The 15,848-nt window shown below is 39.1% G+C and carries 21 protein-coding genes; 19 read left to right on the forward strand and 2 right to left on the reverse strand.

Features of this window, described 5'->3' with window-relative positions:
• The 10 genes from T356_RS21375 to T356_RS0115060 form a co-directional block, all read left to right on the forward strand.
• Positions 1-188 (forward strand): hypothetical protein (locus T356_RS21375; RefSeq protein WP_207640528.1); only part of this gene is annotated, 188 nt, incomplete at its 5' end.
• Positions 189-974: 786 nt separating this feature from the next.
• A complete protein-coding gene (locus T356_RS0115020; RefSeq protein ID WP_155839054.1) occupies positions 975-1,403 on the forward strand; it encodes a hypothetical protein in 429 nt (142 codons plus the stop codon).
• On the forward strand, positions 1,403-2,230 hold the full coding sequence (locus tag T356_RS0115025) for an NUDIX hydrolase (RefSeq protein WP_026515196.1): 828 nt from the start codon (positions 1,403-1,405) through the stop codon (positions 2,228-2,230). The genes T356_RS0115020 and T356_RS0115025 overlap by 1 nt, the downstream gene beginning before the upstream one ends.
• Before the next feature lie 35 nt (positions 2,231-2,265).
• Positions 2,266-3,093, forward strand: coding sequence for an aminoglycoside 6-adenylyltransferase (locus T356_RS0115030; RefSeq protein WP_026515197.1), 828 nt, complete (start codon positions 2,266-2,268; stop codon positions 3,091-3,093).
• Positions 3,094-3,114: 21 nt separating this feature from the next.
• Positions 3,115-3,990 carry a YitT family protein gene (locus tag T356_RS0115035; protein WP_026515198.1) on the forward strand — a complete coding sequence of 292 codons (876 nt, stop codon included), beginning with the start codon at positions 3,115-3,117 and terminating at the stop codon, positions 3,988-3,990.
• A gap of 31 nt (positions 3,991-4,021) precedes the next feature.
• Positions 4,022-4,585 (forward strand): hypothetical protein, encoded by a 564-nt coding sequence (locus T356_RS0115040; protein ID WP_026515199.1) that lies wholly within the window; start codon positions 4,022-4,024, stop codon positions 4,583-4,585.
• 23 nt (positions 4,586-4,608) lie between these two features.
• The gene (locus T356_RS0115045) at positions 4,609-5,331 is read left to right on the forward strand and encodes a hypothetical protein (RefSeq protein ID WP_026515200.1); all 723 of its coding nucleotides are present in this window, start codon (positions 4,609-4,611) and stop codon (positions 5,329-5,331) included.
• Positions 5,332-5,659: 328 nt separating this feature from the next.
• Positions 5,660-6,085 carry a hypothetical protein gene (locus T356_RS20580; RefSeq protein WP_051563476.1) on the forward strand — a complete coding sequence of 142 codons (426 nt, stop codon included), beginning with the start codon at positions 5,660-5,662 and terminating at the stop codon, positions 6,083-6,085.
• A gap of 222 nt (positions 6,086-6,307) precedes the next feature.
• Positions 6,308-7,600, forward strand: a complete 1,293-nt coding sequence (locus T356_RS20585; RefSeq protein WP_051563477.1) for a DUF2262 domain-containing protein — start codon at positions 6,308-6,310, stop codon at positions 7,598-7,600.
• Positions 7,601-7,697: 97 nt separating this feature from the next.
• Positions 7,698-8,648 carry an SGNH/GDSL hydrolase family protein gene (locus T356_RS0115060; protein ID WP_026515201.1) on the forward strand — a complete coding sequence of 317 codons (951 nt, stop codon included), beginning with the start codon at positions 7,698-7,700 and terminating at the stop codon, positions 8,646-8,648.
• Positions 8,649-8,746: 98 nt separating this feature from the next.
• Here T356_RS0115060 and T356_RS0115065 read toward each other — a convergent pair whose 3' ends face one another.
• Entirely contained in the window at positions 8,747-9,919 is a 1,173-nt protein-coding gene (locus tag T356_RS0115065) for a hypothetical protein (protein WP_026515202.1), read from the reverse strand.
• Positions 9,920-10,050: 131 nt separating this feature from the next.
• Here T356_RS0115065 and msrA point away from each other — a divergent pair, with 131 nt between their 5' ends.
• The 3 genes from msrA to T356_RS0115080 are packed head-to-tail and all read left to right on the forward strand — an operon-like array spanning position 10,051 to position 11,400.
• Positions 10,051-10,542 carry a peptide-methionine (S)-S-oxide reductase MsrA gene (gene msrA, locus T356_RS0115070; protein ID WP_242846625.1) on the forward strand — a complete coding sequence of 164 codons (492 nt, stop codon included), beginning with the start codon at positions 10,051-10,053 and terminating at the stop codon, positions 10,540-10,542.
• A 9-nt stretch (positions 10,543-10,551) separates the two neighbouring features.
• Positions 10,552-10,995, forward strand: coding sequence for a GNAT family N-acetyltransferase (locus T356_RS0115075; protein WP_026515204.1), 444 nt, complete (start codon positions 10,552-10,554; stop codon positions 10,993-10,995).
• Between the two features lie 15 nt (positions 10,996-11,010).
• Positions 11,011-11,400, forward strand: a complete 390-nt coding sequence (locus T356_RS0115080; protein WP_026515205.1) for a hypothetical protein — start codon at positions 11,011-11,013, stop codon at positions 11,398-11,400.
• 141 nt (positions 11,401-11,541) lie between these two features.
• Here the strand turns inward: T356_RS0115080 and T356_RS0115085 are convergent, their stop codons facing one another.
• Positions 11,542-12,123, reverse strand: coding sequence for a hypothetical protein (locus T356_RS0115085; protein WP_026515206.1), 582 nt, complete (start codon positions 12,121-12,123; stop codon positions 11,542-11,544).
• A gap of 240 nt (positions 12,124-12,363) precedes the next feature.
• Here T356_RS0115085 and T356_RS0115090 point away from each other — a divergent pair, with 240 nt between their 5' ends.
• The 6 genes from T356_RS0115090 (at position 12,364) to T356_RS0115115 (ending at position 15,840) form a co-directional block, all read left to right on the forward strand.
• Positions 12,364-12,948, forward strand: coding sequence for a hypothetical protein (locus T356_RS0115090; RefSeq protein ID WP_026515207.1), 585 nt, complete (start codon positions 12,364-12,366; stop codon positions 12,946-12,948).
• A 132-nt stretch (positions 12,949-13,080) separates the two neighbouring features.
• Positions 13,081-13,737 carry a hypothetical protein gene (locus T356_RS0115095; RefSeq protein WP_051563478.1) on the forward strand — a complete coding sequence of 219 codons (657 nt, stop codon included), beginning with the start codon at positions 13,081-13,083 and terminating at the stop codon, positions 13,735-13,737.
• 43 nt (positions 13,738-13,780) lie between these two features.
• The gene (locus T356_RS0115100; protein ID WP_155839055.1) at positions 13,781-14,014 is read left to right on the forward strand and encodes a hypothetical protein; all 234 of its coding nucleotides are present in this window, start codon (positions 13,781-13,783) and stop codon (positions 14,012-14,014) included.
• Positions 14,015-14,344: 330 nt separating this feature from the next.
• A complete protein-coding gene (locus T356_RS0115105) occupies positions 14,345-14,629 on the forward strand; it encodes a hypothetical protein (protein ID WP_026515210.1) in 285 nt (94 codons plus the stop codon).
• 179 nt (positions 14,630-14,808) lie between these two features.
• Positions 14,809-15,003 (forward strand): hypothetical protein, encoded by a 195-nt coding sequence (locus T356_RS0115110; protein ID WP_026515211.1) that lies wholly within the window; start codon positions 14,809-14,811, stop codon positions 15,001-15,003.
• 36 nt (positions 15,004-15,039) lie between these two features.
• A complete protein-coding gene (locus tag T356_RS0115115) occupies positions 15,040-15,840 on the forward strand; it encodes a hypothetical protein (protein ID WP_026515212.1) in 801 nt (266 codons plus the stop codon).
• The last annotated feature ends 8 nt before the right edge of the window (positions 15,841-15,848 follow it).

Raw genomic sequence — 15,848 nt, forward strand, 5'->3', positions numbered from 1 at the left:
CAACAGGGAGAAATGCGAGAATTGCCCTGTTGAATATTGCGAAATTGAAGATGCCAACAGTGAGAAATACTGGAATTTCACTGTTGAATATTGCAAAAACGAGAATATCAACAGTGAGAAATGCAGGTGTCTACCTGTTGGCTATTATGAAATCATTGGCCAAAATAAACGTTTCAATATTGAAGTAGCTTTACGGACATTAGAACCCGAAAAATGATGTGTACACGTAGAAATAATTGAATGTGTGAATGGCTTTACGGGCATAGAATCTCGGAAATCGATGTGTACACGTAGAAATAATTGAATGTGTGAATGGCTTTACGGGCATAGAATTCCGGAAATCGATTTATACCCGTAGAACTAAGCAAATGAGAGATGGATTTTACGGGGATAAAGTTTGCAATTGAATTTGAGTAACGTAGGGGAAGGTCAAAAAGAGTCTATTGGGATTATAAAGTTGTATCTCCGAGGGGGAATACAGCTCAAATGGGTATGTGCAAGACTAATTGCTACATTGCTTTATTTTGTGACTAAAATAGCTGAATTTATAATTATACATTCTTGAACATGAAGTTCAAGAATGCATCAACCAAGCCAATTTGAATCGACTTCGTCGATAGGGCTTGGTTGACTCCTGAATCATGTTCTCACGAAATCCGCAGCCAGTGCGGATTTCTGTAATTTCATTTAAGATGTCATACTTTACGCGAAATCAATAATTGCAACAGTGAGAAACGCAGGAAATTCCCTGTTGGTTATTGTGAAAACAATAATTCTAGCAGGGAAAAAGGGCTTGGCGACTGCGGAAAGAATGTTTTTACAATTCTGCGGTTTGGGGTTACTTTTTAACTATAGTGGTAAAAGGAAGATTATGTGACCGGAACGAAGAAGTGCGGAATGGCATGTGAGAATAAGCAGGTTTCATGAAAATGCATATAAGATATATACGTATGAACAAAGGAAGGTACAAATCCATGATAAATAATATTTCACTCAGAGCAATGCTCTGCCTAGTGGCTGTGCTGATCTGCGCGGGGCTTGCAGGGTGCGGGATAGAAAATAACAGGCTTGCGGGTGATGAGACGGCGGTTCTTGTGGCGACGATAAGTGAATGGAACGAATTTGGCGGAGATGATGCTGAGCCGCAGGAGCTTGTCCGGGTAAAAAAGGGAGATGTCATCTTTGAAAAATATAGTTACAAGCTTGTGGTAAAAAGCGTATCCTCTGAGAAAATCGTTATCAGCTCCGCAGGTGGAATTGTGGAGAAGGAAAAAGGCGGCGGAATAAATCTTAATAGCAAAGCGCCAAAGACAATAACGATAAACAAGGGCGAAGAGAAGTGCTTTGCAACTCAATCAATGGACGGAGGCGTGAATTTCGTATTTAGATATGAAATCAGGTAATGAGATGCTATTTGTGCTGTAATCCGATTCGAAATAAATATGTCTGCTATGATATTATCTATATAGAACCGCAGAACAAGCATCATAGGAAAGACAGGAACAGAATGACAACAATAATAAAGACTAAAAAAATAAAAATAATCGACACCGGCAAGCATTTGGAGCTGTCAAAAGAAGCAGAGCAAAAGATAAGAGACCACTGGAAAGAGCTTTTGGAAGTGCATCCGTGGCTGTTTAACGGACCTGTTTATTCGACGGTGAAGATGGAGAATAATGATGGGGAAGTGAGCCTTGAATGCGAGCTTTCCGATTATGCAAATTATAAATGCGGGCAGGTACAAGACCTGGGGCGCTATGCCTGCAAGAATACGTACGCGGGCGGGATTTTGAAATCGACGGACGGGAAGTTTTTTGTTTCACTGAACGGGAACGGCTCGGAGAATAAGGGGAAGATTCAGTTTATCGGCGGAGTTATCGATCCGGACGACAGGAATGAGAGCGGTGACCTTGATCCGATAAAGGCGGCGTTTAGAGAGTTTGAAGAGGAGGCGGGAAGCGCTATCAGGGACAGCATCGTTTCTACAGGCGATACGTACCTTATTACCGATGAAAAGAAATACGGCGTCCAGACAGTTTTTTTCTCAAGCATGAGTTCAGATGAGATTTTGGATGCATTTGAGGCGTTCAAGAACAGCTCTGACAATACCGAGATAGCGAGGATCATTTCTTTTGGAAAAGAAAATATAGAAGAGCTTAAAGAGTATTCGGAGAGGCATGATATAGGAGTTATAGATCTTTTGACGAATCTTATTACTGAAGAAAAATGACTAATACAACGAAAAAACAACCGGGGAGGCTTGAAATGGATAAATACTCTGATATAAAAGGCAGAATACTTGAAAGTGCAAAAAGCGATGATGATATCAGGGCGATAATTGCGATCGGCTCTACGACAAGGAGCGATGTTAAGGCCGATGAATATTCGGATCTGGATCTTTTTATAATAACGACGAATGTCGAGCCGTGGTATTCGGGCGAATATCCTGAAAAATTCGGGAATGTGGCGATTTCGTTTATTGAGGATACTTTGGGCGGCGGAAAAGAGAGAAGATGCATCTTTGATGAAGATAAGGATGTTGACATGATCGCACTGACTCCGGAGCAGTTTGAAACTGCGGTTAAGGAGGGTGTGGCGCAGTGGGTCATGAACAGAGGATATGAGATTCTGTATGATGAAATGAATTACGGGGATTTTCTGAGGGAGCACATAAAGCACAGTGTCACGGCGCCTTCTATGAGCGAGGATGAGTTTCTGAACATGATAAACGATTTCTTTTTCCATAATATCTGGGCGTATAAAAAGCTCAAGCGAGGCGAGATCTGGGCTGCCAAGATGAACGTCGACAACTATCACAAGGCGCATCTTTTGAAAGCGATAGAGCTGTATCGCTACAAAAAAGAAAGCGTGGATGTTTGGCACGAGGGGCGCTTTATAGATAAGTGGGCTGGCGACGAGATTGTTTCTGAACTATCGGAGTGCTTTGCACATTATGACAAAGAGGATATTTTGAGAGCGCTGAAAAAGACGCATGAACTGTTTGTAAGGATTACCAGAGAATTGGCGCAGATGGAAGGGTATAAGTATCCTGACGAGGCGGAGAGGTGTGCGAAGGCGTATCTTGGGATGTGATGAATCAGAGGTGATATAAAAATGGATGTAAATATAAAAGAAAACCATTACAGATGGATGTCGCTTAGGCTCATCGTTGTGACGTTTGCTTCGGTGGTGTTTGCGATAAATATCAAGTCTTTTGTCAGGACCGGAGGTATATTGCCGGGAGGCGCGACGGGACTTACATTGCTGTTTCAGGAAATTGCGGACAGATTCGTGGGAATCAAAGTTCCGTATACACCTATCAATGTTGCCATCAATTTGGTTCCTGTTTATATCGGCTTTAAGTTCATAGGAAAGAAGTTCACCTCGCTTTCGTGCATTGCTATCGTGCTGACGGGTATTCTGGCCGATCTGATTCCGGGATATGTGATAACCAACGACATTATACTGATAAGCATATTTGGAGGCATCATAAACGGAGTGGCGGTGAGTCTTTGCCTTCTGATGGATGCTACAAGCGGCGGAATCGACTTTATAGCGATCTATCTGTACAAGAAGGGCGCGGATGGCTTTAATGTGGCTTTATATGTCAATGCCTGCATCCTTATTACTGCGGGCGCGCTGTTTGGATGGGAAAGAGCTCTTTATTCCATAGTATTCCAATATGTGTCAACGACGGTAATCCATGTGCTATACCGCAAGTATCAGCAGACCACGTTGTTCATAGTGACGCAGTTTCCGGATGAGATCAGCGCTCTTATATACGACATGACAAATCACGGCTCTACGATAATCTATGGCCGTGGTGCCCACGAGGAGGAAAAAGAAAAATCGGTAGTATACTCGGTTATCTCTGCAACGCAGGTAACCAAAGCTATCAATGCCATAAAGATAAGAGATCCCGAGGCATTTGTGAATGTCTTTAAATCTGAGAGGATATCGGGGAAGTTTTATAGGATCCCGGAAGATTAGAGGGGAAATAGTTATATAGCAGGGGATTGTTATGCAGCAAAGAGTACTGAAAAAGATAATACTTATTGTGTTTTGCGTCTTTATTATAGCTGTAACATTATTTTTTATAATGAACTATCGGTATGAGGCGATATTAGAAAAAGCTTATAAGGCGGGTGAATCCGCGGAGTTCTCGGGGTATAGGAACTTTTTTGTAAAAGAGGGGCCTGTTACATATTTTTATAAACTGGGAATTGCAGATGTGAAATTTGTAAAATATGAAATTGTTGTTGAGGAACCTGATGTTGAAGTCAAAAAAGGAGAGCTTATTGTAAGTGTACAAAATAGAGATAAGAATGGTAAGCAAATTGAAGGCAGTTACCATGATAAACGAGTTGTAATAGAAGAGGATGGAACAGAAAAAGCTATGTATTCGGGCATGTTTTTTATAAGCAATAGAAATTTTGACAGATCATCTTTGGTTACTACCGGATGGATAGATGCTGAGCAGAAAGCGATTGAAGCATATGAAGCTGTTACGGGATATGTGCCTATAGAAGAATTAAAGCAATATTACAATCGTGCTTTAGAGATTCGCAATCAACTGAACGAATGATTGTAAAATAGAGGAATTTGAACATGGAAAGTATTAAAGATATTCTCAAAGCAATCGCTTTTATTATGGTGTTGCTTATTATTTTGGTTGTGATCAGGAATATTCCTGAACCTGCGCATAACATCAGTACATCGTATAAAGAGTGGACAGAGCAGATTGGCTTGAACGATACTGAGAATGTCAAAGTGTTTTGCTATGATGGTGATAATTCAATAACTGTAGGATTTGAAGATGAGAATGGTGTAGAAGGATATAAAGAGCTGTGCAATATTATTAATGCGCATAACAAATTCGTAGATGAAAATTCGGATTATTTTCCTGAAGGAATAAAGATTTCATTTGAAAATTCGGATGGCGACAATCATCCGACAAAAGCAGTTTTTTTTAATGACTGGAGTGAAAATTATGGAATTAGTGATTATTTAGGTGATTTAAATCGTCCGTACACTGCGAAGATACAGTATGCGTTTATTGATATGTCTTTCGCAGATACATCCTTAATAAAAAACGGGGTAGAGATAGATGTTCCAGTCATAATTTTACTTGCTGATTCTTATGCGCCCGGTGGAAGTTCGCTTGCATTTTTAAATAAATTCAAAAACGCTGAACAAGTTATAATGGATTTTCGAAGTGTAGACTATGATAAAGGTGAAATTTGCAAAGAAATAAAAGAATACAGCCCTAATATTGAAGTATATTCGGTTGGTTTTACGGGCGATAGATATTGTTTAGAAAAATGTCCATAATTAAACATATGGTGGTTCGGCCAGATCATGGGATTTGGCCGGGCTACTTTTTGCATATTTGTTTATTGTGGGGAGTATTGTGATGTGATAAAATGTTAATGGTTTGTTATATATGTGTTTGCAAATACGAGAAATAGCTTTTTATGACGAAAACAACAATGAAATATCGGCATATGCCGAAGAATACTGTGATGATGAATATTTATTAACTGTAGGATTTGTTTATGATGACAATGATAATGTGAAAGTTCTATATATAGGCCCTGGGCCGAATACTTAATAATCAATAATAAAAGACAGAAATAGAAACCCACAGGAGGTAAACGCAATGGCATTTAACATTGATAAGATTTTTGAGAGCATGGAATCTTTTAGCAAGATATCTACTAAGAAAGAGTATGAGGATAGGATGAATATGTTCTTGTCCGAGAGATATGGTGAGCTAAAAGAGCTGATTGAGGCTGAGGATACGGCAGCTGCTTCAAAGATTTTTTGCGATGGAGTGCATGAGGGATTTAAGAGGTTTGGAAAGGTTCGAATCGGGGATCTGATGTACCTTAACTATTTTCTCATTTACTACATTTTTCCTGCTATTCTTAAGAATGAGGGAGAAAGAGCTACGGAGATCTGTGACACACTCAAGGATACATGGAACAAGCGCTTTAAATGCACTATAAACTATACCGATTATGCGAGCCTTCGAAAGGGCTTCCAAAGCAGAATTTTGGGAATTCCGGTTGGAGACGACGAGTGACGGAAGAAAAGACATATTTGCTCCAATTGTCATAAAAAACTTGCAAAAGATCATCTGTAAAAATGTAAGAAAACTAAAAAGTTCGTCCGCAAAAATGTAAAAAACTCAAAAAGATCGTCCGTAAAAATGTAAAGAGGCTTGTTTTAGAAAGCTCGGAGGCAGCACGAACACTTGATTTAGCAATGAAACATAAATAACGCACTTATACAAGGAATAAAAACAATGTTTTGGTTTGGAAAGAAAAAAGACAACAATATAGAAAACACCGCAGCTCCCAACTTAGCCCAAGACCCCACCCCCATCACCTTCACCCTCATGAACAACTTCGATAACGATATCGAAGCCCCTTCCTGGGAGCAGATACAGCTCTATATAGGCAAGATGGCGGAGGATGCGCAGGAGTTTGTGACGCTTTCAGTAGACAGGCCGGTCGGGAAGGTGAGCTTTGTGCAGGCTGCACTTGACAATATGCATGACTTTGATCTTGAAGTGGGGCTTGGAGACGGCGTAAATAATAAGGTTATGCAAAAGAGAGCCGATATTGCCGAAGTGACGAAGACTTTGCTTGAGTTCTATAATACGGGTGATATCAGCGATACCAAGTCTTTTTGGAGAGAATTAAAGATGCTTCCTGCGGCAATCGGAATAGGCGCACTTGCTGATTGGGAAAAAGATAATTATGAAACAAGTCCCTGTGAGTACCTTGTCGCTATCGGCGGAGGCGGAGCATGCGGCGTTGGAGCAAGCGATAAGTTTTCGGCTTCGGTTCCGATATTGGGATACATTAATCTCACAACAGGCCAAAAGTGCGACGTAAGGTCAATGATGAAATTCGTTCCCACCAAAATAGAGCAGGAACACCGCGGGTATTTTGATGAGTTTAATAAGCTCACGGTATATAAGATAAAGGCTCTTGCGCCAAAGTATATAGAAAATGCAGAGCCCTGGGTTAATAATGAATTCAGGATGAGCGGTCTTTACGCGCTTTCGATGCTTTCTGTAAATGAGCCGGATGAGTTTCTTGACGGGCTTATTTTGAAGTACAAGGCGCCTGTTGTCATACATACCGAGAACTACGGTGAAATGACACTTGATAAAGACCTTGGCCACTTTGAGGGAGAATGTGACTGGCTTGGAGAAAAGGCCAAATTATTTCTTGAAGTGGAAGACGGGCAGGAAGATGCCGGTGAAGCACTGGCTCATATGGATTTCTTTTACAAGGATCTTGCTGAGCGGGATAAGAGTATGCGCGAATTTGCGGCAAAAGAGCTCACGGAACTTGCAAATGAGTGGCAGTCAAGTGACTGCGAGATTGATGAGGACGGCGAACCCATAAACTACACAGAATTAACAGAAGCTGATTTTGCACAGAAAATTTCGATAGACAGCATGTCGATGGACAGCGACGGCAATTTCTCGGTTTTTTATTATGACGGAGATCTTTTCTTCGGACATTCTGTAGTTGTGGAAGGAGATTTGGAAAACGGACTTGATTCTGCAACCATGCAGAGGTAAAAAATCTATGGAATTCCCTGGGATATGAAGAAAAATGCGTGCGACAGGTTTTCAGATGATATACTGGAAGTACTTGGGGAATTTGGGAGGTATGTAAATGGTTCTGACAAATGAAGAATTAAAAGAGATTTATTTTGGCGCATATGAATTTGGGGAGACAAAAGACGGATATCTTCAGGCTTTTCAGTATTCCAAAAAGCAGATTGAATATTTTGAAGGTGCTTTTGAAATGTGGTACGAAAGATGCACTGCATCGACAGCCAAAACGCTTGAGTTCACTACATCCGCAAATAAGCTTTCATTTGATTACAAGATCATATGGAAGGGATCGCCTGATTCTTTTGAGATTACCGTTGACGGACTGGTAACCGGTATTAAGTATGTAAAAGACATCATGGATGTCGGAACGATCGAATGGGAACTTCCGGAAGGCGAGAAGAATGTAGTGATTTATCTTCCTGCCGATGCAACGGCTCTTATAAAGAACTTTACGATAGATGGTAAGGTAGTACCCGCTGTCAAAGGGGAAAAAGTTTTGTGGCTCGGTGATTCGATAACTCAGGGCTACGGACCGCTTCGTTCATCAAATACATATGTGAGTGTAGCCAACAAGATTCTTAATTATGACATATTGAACCAGGGAATCGGCGGCTATGTGTATGACAAGAAGTCGCTAATGAAGATGGAAGGATATACTCCCGACAAGATAATCGTTGCACTTGGAACCAACCAGTACGGCGACGGCGATATGAGCGTAGTGGAAGAGTACTACGAGACTTTAATTGGAATTTATGGAAAAGAAATCCCGATCCTTTGCATAACACCTCTCTGGAGAGGCGATTCAGTCGACGGACTTCCCGTGCTCACAGATTTCTGCGAGAAAGTAAAAAAGATAGCAGAGAAGTATGAAAACGTAAAAGTCGTTGAAGGAATGAAACTGGTTCCTCACTTTTCTGAATATTTCCTTGACAATCTTCATCCCAATTGCCTTGGATGTGAGATATACGGAAGAAATCTTGTAGATGAGATAAAAAGAATAGGATTTTAAACAAAAAGAGCAATTTGCTATGATATAAAGAAGCACTCACTGCATTCATTTGAATTTGAATGAGGAGCGCTTCTTCTTTTTATCATATGCTGAAGATATCAGTTTTGTTCACAGGGAACGCCGAAGGCAAAGCAGTTTTCCTTGTCAAAGAAAACTCTTTTCGCTCTGCGTTCACTTACATATTCATCGGGCTCTTCTATAAAGTATCCGTCTTCGGTAACAGAATCTTCATAAGGTGAAAATGCAAGATAAGCATATACTTTGCCGCCCTGAGCCGACAGGATAACGCGGTATTCTTTGTCATTATCTGAGTATTCGTTATGTTCACCTATATAGAAGATGCATTCGTATATTCCGTCTGAGTTTAGATCGGCGTAAGTTGTTCCGTTTATTTCACCGTCGCCTTCATAATATTCGTATATCTGACCTTTGTCTAAGAGCTGACTGAAAGGTATTTCGCCCGGTGTTTTCATGAAACTGTCGAGTGATGCGGCGTTTACGGTGCCGCCTTCTTGCATCAGTTCGTTGTAGAATTCGGGATTATTATCAGGATAAGTATAGGCATCAGATGCGGCTTTGGCAGTTCCTTTAGAAAAATCTGCAATGACTTCATACTTTTCAATCGGATACGTGTTGTTATAGTCGTATTCCTCCAGATAATATGAACCCGGAACAACGTCGTTTATGTCTTTGGATTCTGCGTCTTCTCCGGACTCTGACTGTTCATTGATATCATCTTCGAACAATTCTTCATACTCAGCTTTTCCGTCTTTGAGCATTAGTTTGTAACAATCTATGACTCCCATGTGTCCCATATAAAAGAGGACTCCGTTTTCATCGGGAACTGAATGTAATGAAGTGTGCGACATGCCGGTTTCTTCTACAAGTTGTGCTTTGCCGTCTGCATAGGTATACAGCTTTCCGGTAAAAGAAGCTTCGCAATGACCAAATCTTATAAAAAGCTCAGGAATGTTATCCTTGTCGATGTCATATATAGTGTATGAGTCAATGCATTCCTCATATTCATCGGACTCAGGCGAAGTGGCAGCTATTTTTTCCGCTTCAGCTTCTATTAGTTCCTTATAAGCCTGCTTATAGCCTCCATCGGAAGATGATGCATCCGCGCTTTCCGAAGTAGAAGCCTCAGAAGAACTTACAGTATCCGCACCGGTATCACTTACGCCGCTTGACTGCTCAGTCGAAGCGCTGTTTGCGCAGGCGCTCAATAAAAAAGATGCAATGATCACCGGTAAAAGTGTTTTCTTTTTCATAACAGTACTCCATCTCTCTTTTCTTAATAGAAGCCTATTTTAGCATATAAAGAAAGGTATGCTCAACGATTGGTATGTGGTACATTTAAATACAGAGTTACTATTGCGAAAACGGAAGGAGTGAAATTATCGTGAAAGAAGCATATTTTGCAGGTGGATGCTTTTGGTGCGTCACACCTATTTATAAAATGTACGGAGTAGATGAGGTTATCTGCGGCTATGCCGGCGGAGATGAGAAGGATCCGACATATGAGCAGGTAAAGCACCAGGAAACAGGACACAGAGAGACAATAAAGCTTGTATACGATTCCGAAAAAGTATCTTACGACAAGCTCCTTGATATCTATTTTGCCAACGTGGATCCGTTCGATGCGGAAGGTCAATTTATCGACAAAGGCTTTTCCTACACGCTGGCCATCTTCTACATGTCCGATGACGAGAAAAAGACAGCTCTTGAAAAGATCGCCAAAATAGAGCAGGAATCAGGAAAGAAAGTTCAGGTCGAAGTCCTGCCGTTTAAGAATTTCTATGAGGCGGAGGAATACCATCAGGACTATTATCTCAAGAATCCTGAGGCGTTTGAGAAAGAGCTTATTGAGTCGGGGAGAAAAAAGAATTCGTAGAGGGAGCATATGAACATACAAGTAATAAGGGCAACGGAAACATGGCAGCAGGCAGGCGCGTACTACGTCCGTATACAAGGAATGGCGAAACAACACAATATCACACTAAGGCGCGAGTTTGATGAACATGATACTCCGGATACAAAATACATCGTTCTAACAGATGATGATTTTCCTGTAGCAACCTGCAGGTTGTATGGCATAGATGCGAAGTCGGCCGTAATTGGGCGCGTTGTCGTACTGCCTGAGTATCGCGGTAAGGGGCTTGGAAAGCAGGTTATGGGGGAAGCGGAGAAGTGGCTTGCGGAGCTTGAGTACACGAACGTGGTGATAGAGAGCAGGGATGTTGCGGTTGGTTTTTATGAGAAGCTTGGGTATGAAGTGACGGGGGAGAGTGTTGTGCATGGGGATACGTTTGATTGTGTGAGGATGGAGAAGGGGATAAGAGAATAAGAAGCAGGTATCATCATGAAAAAAAGTGATATTTTAAAACAAGTAAGAGGTTTGATGTATATTACATGTTCTAAAGGATTTGCACGACATAAGGAAGCATTGGATGATATTTTTGATAGATCCACTTGCTATGATTTACATTCTAAAATTGACTTTCGAGATGATGGATCAGCTGAGCTGTATACGCATGAACGTGGCAAGAAAATTGTATCTTATATTACCGATGATGAAAAAGTTGTTGTTTTCGTAATCCTTAGCAAACTTATATGGGAAGATGCTTACAAGATGCATGAAGATAGTAAACAAGAGTATTACGATAAGGCTTTTGAATTGATTGGAGAACCATATAATACATGGAATAAGCAGGGGATTAATATTTTTACTTTGGATAGGATTATTGATTAGAGCATTTTCTATAACAAAAGAGTTTCATGAAGAGTTTCTTTACGATGATTAAGGAAAAATATGAGCCTTGGCTATATTTGAAAACTGGCTGATCTCAATAATATGAGATCAGCTGAGGGAGAGTTTTACTGTTTCTTTTTATTAATGGTTGAGATAATCTAATACATTCTTGCGATAGCTCTCAACATTTCCGACATTATCATACATTTTGGCAATTCTGACGCTTTTTTCTAATTCAGTTCGTATTTCATCACTGAACAGATCTGGATTATGTTTTATTACTTCAGAGATGTAATTATTCAATTCTGCGGCATTTTCAAACTTATTTATATCTTTGATGATGCGGGACTTATCTAGATTATCAAAGTTGATAGGTGTAGCTTTGGGTACTTGAGTTACAGTTTTATCCGGTGATGGAGTAATAGAACTTGTTAAATGCTCCTGTGATAAAGATGATAGAGGCTGAATATATTCCATTTTGTTTTTGGTTTCATTTAATAATCTAATACTGTCAGATATTTCTGTAAGTTTATTCAGGATTTCACCTATAGCATAGATAAGAGTTGCACTTATGGCAACTGAAAAAAATATGCCGACGAATATGGCAAATCCAAATAAAGCACTGTGTGCGTCACTGCCTATACTTGCGGCTATTATAATGCTTCCAAGCGTTCCTAATATAAGAAGTTTTGATAATATGCTAGTAATCTGAGAGGTTTCCATAGAGAGTCTACTTTCTAATAGAAATACTTATTAAAATTATACTACTTATTTATTCGAGATTACCGGGCTTTTTTACGTGAAATTTATGCGGCTTTTAGTTGATGGTTACTGTGAATTGATGCAATATCTTAGGTTCTGTTGAACTGATTTAAATCTCGCATATTGGTTTTGATGGTATAATAATTAATGTAATAGCGATAATTACAAAATGACATTTTCGGACGATGTTAAGGAGTACCTATGGCCTCATTAACACATGTATACATGTGGTCGCCCATTGATCACTGCTGGAAGCCAATAACTGCAGAAGAAGCTTCAAAACTGTTTCCAACTAAGGTGTCGGCTAACAGTGCTCTTTTCATGTGCAGTTGTTGCAAGCAGTTTGTAACGCTCACTAATGGGAAAATACAGGCGAGGGCATTTAAGCATAGTAGAGGGGAAGCAGATAAAAGCTGTCCTGAGAGGCAAGAAGGCGCAAATTATTATTATGTATATAAAGCTAGCCAGTATGATCTTCCATTAAGAATTAGAAATATTACAAGTAATGATTTTTCTCTGGAGCTAGGACTTATAAGGATTCCTCAGGATATATTGGATGAACAAAATAACAAGAAAATAATAATAAGCACTGATTCAGAGCAATTTATATATTCTATTGAACGTATAAGAAATGATGCAGTAACATATTTGCCTGTGGGCGGAAATCCTTCAGTAGAATATAGGCTTAATACAACAGGAAAACTAATGTCATTTTGGCCTGAAACTAGCAAAGGGGTATCCTTCTATGTGGGCAGAACCAAAAGAAAAAGATACGATCTATATTAGTGAAGCATATCTTGATTATGCTAAGCCTCTGGCATTAAAGAGGATAACGGATACGTTTTAAGATATGTGTTCTTAGCATGAGCTGACAGGATAAATCAAATTCTCCATAGATTGACATAGAAAGGAAAGAAAATGTTTGCTATTGAAGCAGTTATTGAAGATTTGAGAAAAAGAAGGCCTGTATTTGTTTCGGAAGCTGATTTTCAGCTAGAGTTTGCATGGTCGATAAAAAGACTTTATCGTGACAGCTACGATATAAGGTTGGAATATACTCCATCTGATCTGGCTTTAAGTGGTCAATCCAAAATGCATATTGATATCTTGCTTAAGTCAATTGATACGGGTAAGTGGATTCCTATAGAGCTTAAGTACAAAACAAAAGCCTGTATTTTACAGCATAATGGTGAGGTGTTTGATTTGGCTAATCATGGAGCTAAGGACATTGGATGCTATTTATATTTGAATGATGTCCAGCGTATAGAAAAGATTAAGGCATCAAAAAGAGACGAATTTGAAAAAGGATATGCAGTCATGCTTACGAATGAACTGTCATATACAAAACCTCCTAGAAAGAATGATTGTGTTTATGCAGCTTTTTGTATTGATGAAGGCAGGATTAAGCATGGAACGATGGGCTGGAGTGTAGCGGCGAGCGCAGGAACAAAAAGAGGAATAGAGTCAGATATAGTATTGGATGGTTCTTATTTAATAAATTGGAAAGATTATTCAGAACTAGTTGATGGTACAGGAAAGATTATCCGGTTTAAATATTTAGTTTGTGAAGTATAACTGCCCTTTATATGATAAAGCGGCTAGCTTTTTAGGAATTGTAGTGAGCCAAAAGCATGTTGATAGAGGAATTTCTATTCTTATATTTCGTGGCACAGATGCGGATGAAAAGGAACCTAGACCGTCATGGTCGTTGGATTATAATGTTGCTGAAAAATTCAACCACGGCAAAATGATGAAAGCTAATATTTCCAAAGAAAGAATTATGGCTTATTTTGATACAGATGAACGAGAAATTTTGGTATGGTTGAATCAAGATGAGGTGGAAATAATATAAGGAATTTTGAGTTCTGGATATGTAGTGAAATTCATGTTTTGATAGATGGTTTCAGAAAGACGAAAAACGATGATGATATAGGATAATATATTTCGGGCGAATATATGAATGAGAGATATTTGGAATTGGTAAGCAGAGTACGTGCTTACTATAAGAATAATTATAGAGATAATGGTAATATCAGCTTGACATGGGTGTGATATAGATGCGGCTGACAATCTGTGTAGAGAAATCAATCTTTGGACTTACTGGCAGGGATGGCGGTATGCTGTAAGAGAAGATAAGACGAAGATTCTTTTGCTTGGACAAGATTGGGGGAATCCCAATAGTATGCAGAGTCTTAAGTTGTGTGAGAATATTAGAAAGATGAATGAAGGGATTGATGTTCCATATATGTTTGGGTGTCATCTTGAATCAAAGGTATCGCAGACTGATAGGAATCTTATTGCTTTATTTACAGAGATAGGTTATTCCAATATTGATGTAATCAGATATCCGGATTTGTTCTTTTGTTATTTTTCTCTTGGGTATAGAATCGGCGCGGACGCAGGCGGCATGACCGATGATTTGCTGGAATCTGATTCGGAATATATTTGTGTCAACGTTAAGTATTAAGTTTAACATAGCTGTTTTGGCGTAATTTAATTAGCAAAATAACACATTTGGCGCGATAATAGTATTAACTGATTTTTGAAATTATCAGGTTATAATAATGCAAATAGAACAATGTTTATGCTCTTTATGATGGACTTCTGACGGAAGAAAATATGCAATTGTTTGTGGAGAATTAATTAATGATTGATGATTTATCTTCGATTGATATTGAAAAATTACGAGAAGATATGAAGGACGATTGCCTGGGGGCTTATTTTGGTGGCGGATTCGGAGCTGCATTAATAGAGTCGTTTGATGTGGAAAAGGCTAGCTACGAAGAATTAGTGAAGATGGCGCAAAATAAAGGAATTGATTTACGAAGATATTGTCAATGATTTTAATGAGTGCAATGAGCCACGGAGGTGTAGAGCGTGCTTAAGATTGATTTAAATAAGGCAAACAAGGAAGAAGTGCTCGACTGTTTTTTTTCAGAATTATCGAAAATGTATTTGCATGCGATGGGCGTGTTGGAGGGAAGAGAATCAACATATGAGAGTGAAGATTATGCATTGATTGAGAAGGGGAAATTGATTCTAAAGGAACATATGAAAGTTAAGCATAGGAGTAACACAATCAGCATTGATACTTCTTCAACTGACGATATATGTTTTTGTATTGCAGGACAACTATTAAACCAGGATAGTTATTCGGACTGTTATGGGCATGATGAACAGAGCTCCATAAAGTATGCTCTTCAAACAGTATTGGAAAAAAATCCGGAAATTGTAATTAAAGGTGATTTTGAGGTTCAAGGTAGTAGCTATTTTTATACAGAGACTATTGAAACAAAGGGGAAGCTGGTATTTGTTTCTAGAGATGATGACGATGATATCGGCGAAAGGGAAGCCGAAGACAAGAGAAAAATATATGATGAAAAAGCTTTTTTGGCTGATGTGACCAATAAATATTCATATTCAAGATTTATGGAAACTTTCAGGGTAAACAAGCAATTTTCAGAGAAGATGTATAAAGAGTTTTTATTATCGAATTTTCTTTATAAGACTACAACTTTTTATAGAGAAGGTTATTCCTATGAAGATTTTAAAATGTATATATTCCTATGTGTTTTCGAAGATGAAAGCGTAGGAATAGGGGAGGATGATTATAAAAGGCTTTTTGGAGAATTTATAGTAAGTATCGGAGATATTAAGCAGTACGAGAAATGTACTTGATAAAATAA

This window comes from Butyrivibrio sp. LB2008 (assembly GCF_000621565.1).
In the GTDB taxonomy this organism is placed as follows: Bacteria; Bacillota; Clostridia; order Lachnospirales; family Lachnospiraceae; genus Butyrivibrio.

What these genes read in the sequence shown, in the direction of transcription:
- T356_RS0115020 (WP_155839054.1), top strand. Translation starts at nt 975, where the DNA reads ATGATAAATAATATTTCACTCAGAGCAATGCTCTGCCTAGTGGCTGTG.
- T356_RS0115025 (WP_026515196.1), top strand. Translation starts at nt 1,403, where the DNA reads ATGAGATGCTATTTGTGCTGTAATCCGATTCGAAATAAATATGTCTGC.
- T356_RS0115030 (WP_026515197.1), top strand. Translation starts at nt 2,266, where the DNA reads ATGGATAAATACTCTGATATAAAAGGCAGAATACTTGAAAGTGCAAAA.
- T356_RS0115035 (WP_026515198.1), top strand. Translation starts at nt 3,115, where the DNA reads ATGGATGTAAATATAAAAGAAAACCATTACAGATGGATGTCGCTTAGG.
- T356_RS0115040 (WP_026515199.1), top strand. Translation starts at nt 4,022, where the DNA reads ATGCAGCAAAGAGTACTGAAAAAGATAATACTTATTGTGTTTTGCGTC.
- T356_RS0115045 (WP_026515200.1), top strand. Translation starts at nt 4,609, where the DNA reads ATGGAAAGTATTAAAGATATTCTCAAAGCAATCGCTTTTATTATGGTG.
- T356_RS20580 (WP_051563476.1), top strand. Translation starts at nt 5,660, where the DNA reads ATGGCATTTAACATTGATAAGATTTTTGAGAGCATGGAATCTTTTAGC.
- T356_RS20585 (WP_051563477.1), top strand. Translation starts at nt 6,308, where the DNA reads ATGTTTTGGTTTGGAAAGAAAAAAGACAACAATATAGAAAACACCGCA.
- T356_RS0115060 (WP_026515201.1), top strand. Translation starts at nt 7,698, where the DNA reads ATGGTTCTGACAAATGAAGAATTAAAAGAGATTTATTTTGGCGCATAT.
- T356_RS0115065 (WP_026515202.1), bottom strand. Translation starts at nt 9,919, where the DNA reads ATGAAAAAGAAAACACTTTTACCGGTGATCATTGCATCTTTTTTATTG.
- T356_RS0115075 (WP_026515204.1), top strand. Translation starts at nt 10,552, where the DNA reads ATGAACATACAAGTAATAAGGGCAACGGAAACATGGCAGCAGGCAGGC.
- T356_RS0115080 (WP_026515205.1), top strand. Translation starts at nt 11,011, where the DNA reads ATGAAAAAAAGTGATATTTTAAAACAAGTAAGAGGTTTGATGTATATT.
- T356_RS0115085 (WP_026515206.1), bottom strand. Translation starts at nt 12,123, where the DNA reads ATGGAAACCTCTCAGATTACTAGCATATTATCAAAACTTCTTATATTA.
- T356_RS0115090 (WP_026515207.1), top strand. Translation starts at nt 12,364, where the DNA reads ATGGCCTCATTAACACATGTATACATGTGGTCGCCCATTGATCACTGC.
- T356_RS0115095 (WP_051563478.1), top strand. Translation starts at nt 13,081, where the DNA reads ATGTTTGCTATTGAAGCAGTTATTGAAGATTTGAGAAAAAGAAGGCCT.
- T356_RS0115105 (WP_026515210.1), top strand. Translation starts at nt 14,345, where the DNA reads ATGCAGAGTCTTAAGTTGTGTGAGAATATTAGAAAGATGAATGAAGGG.
- T356_RS0115110 (WP_026515211.1), top strand. Translation starts at nt 14,809, where the DNA reads ATGATTGATGATTTATCTTCGATTGATATTGAAAAATTACGAGAAGAT.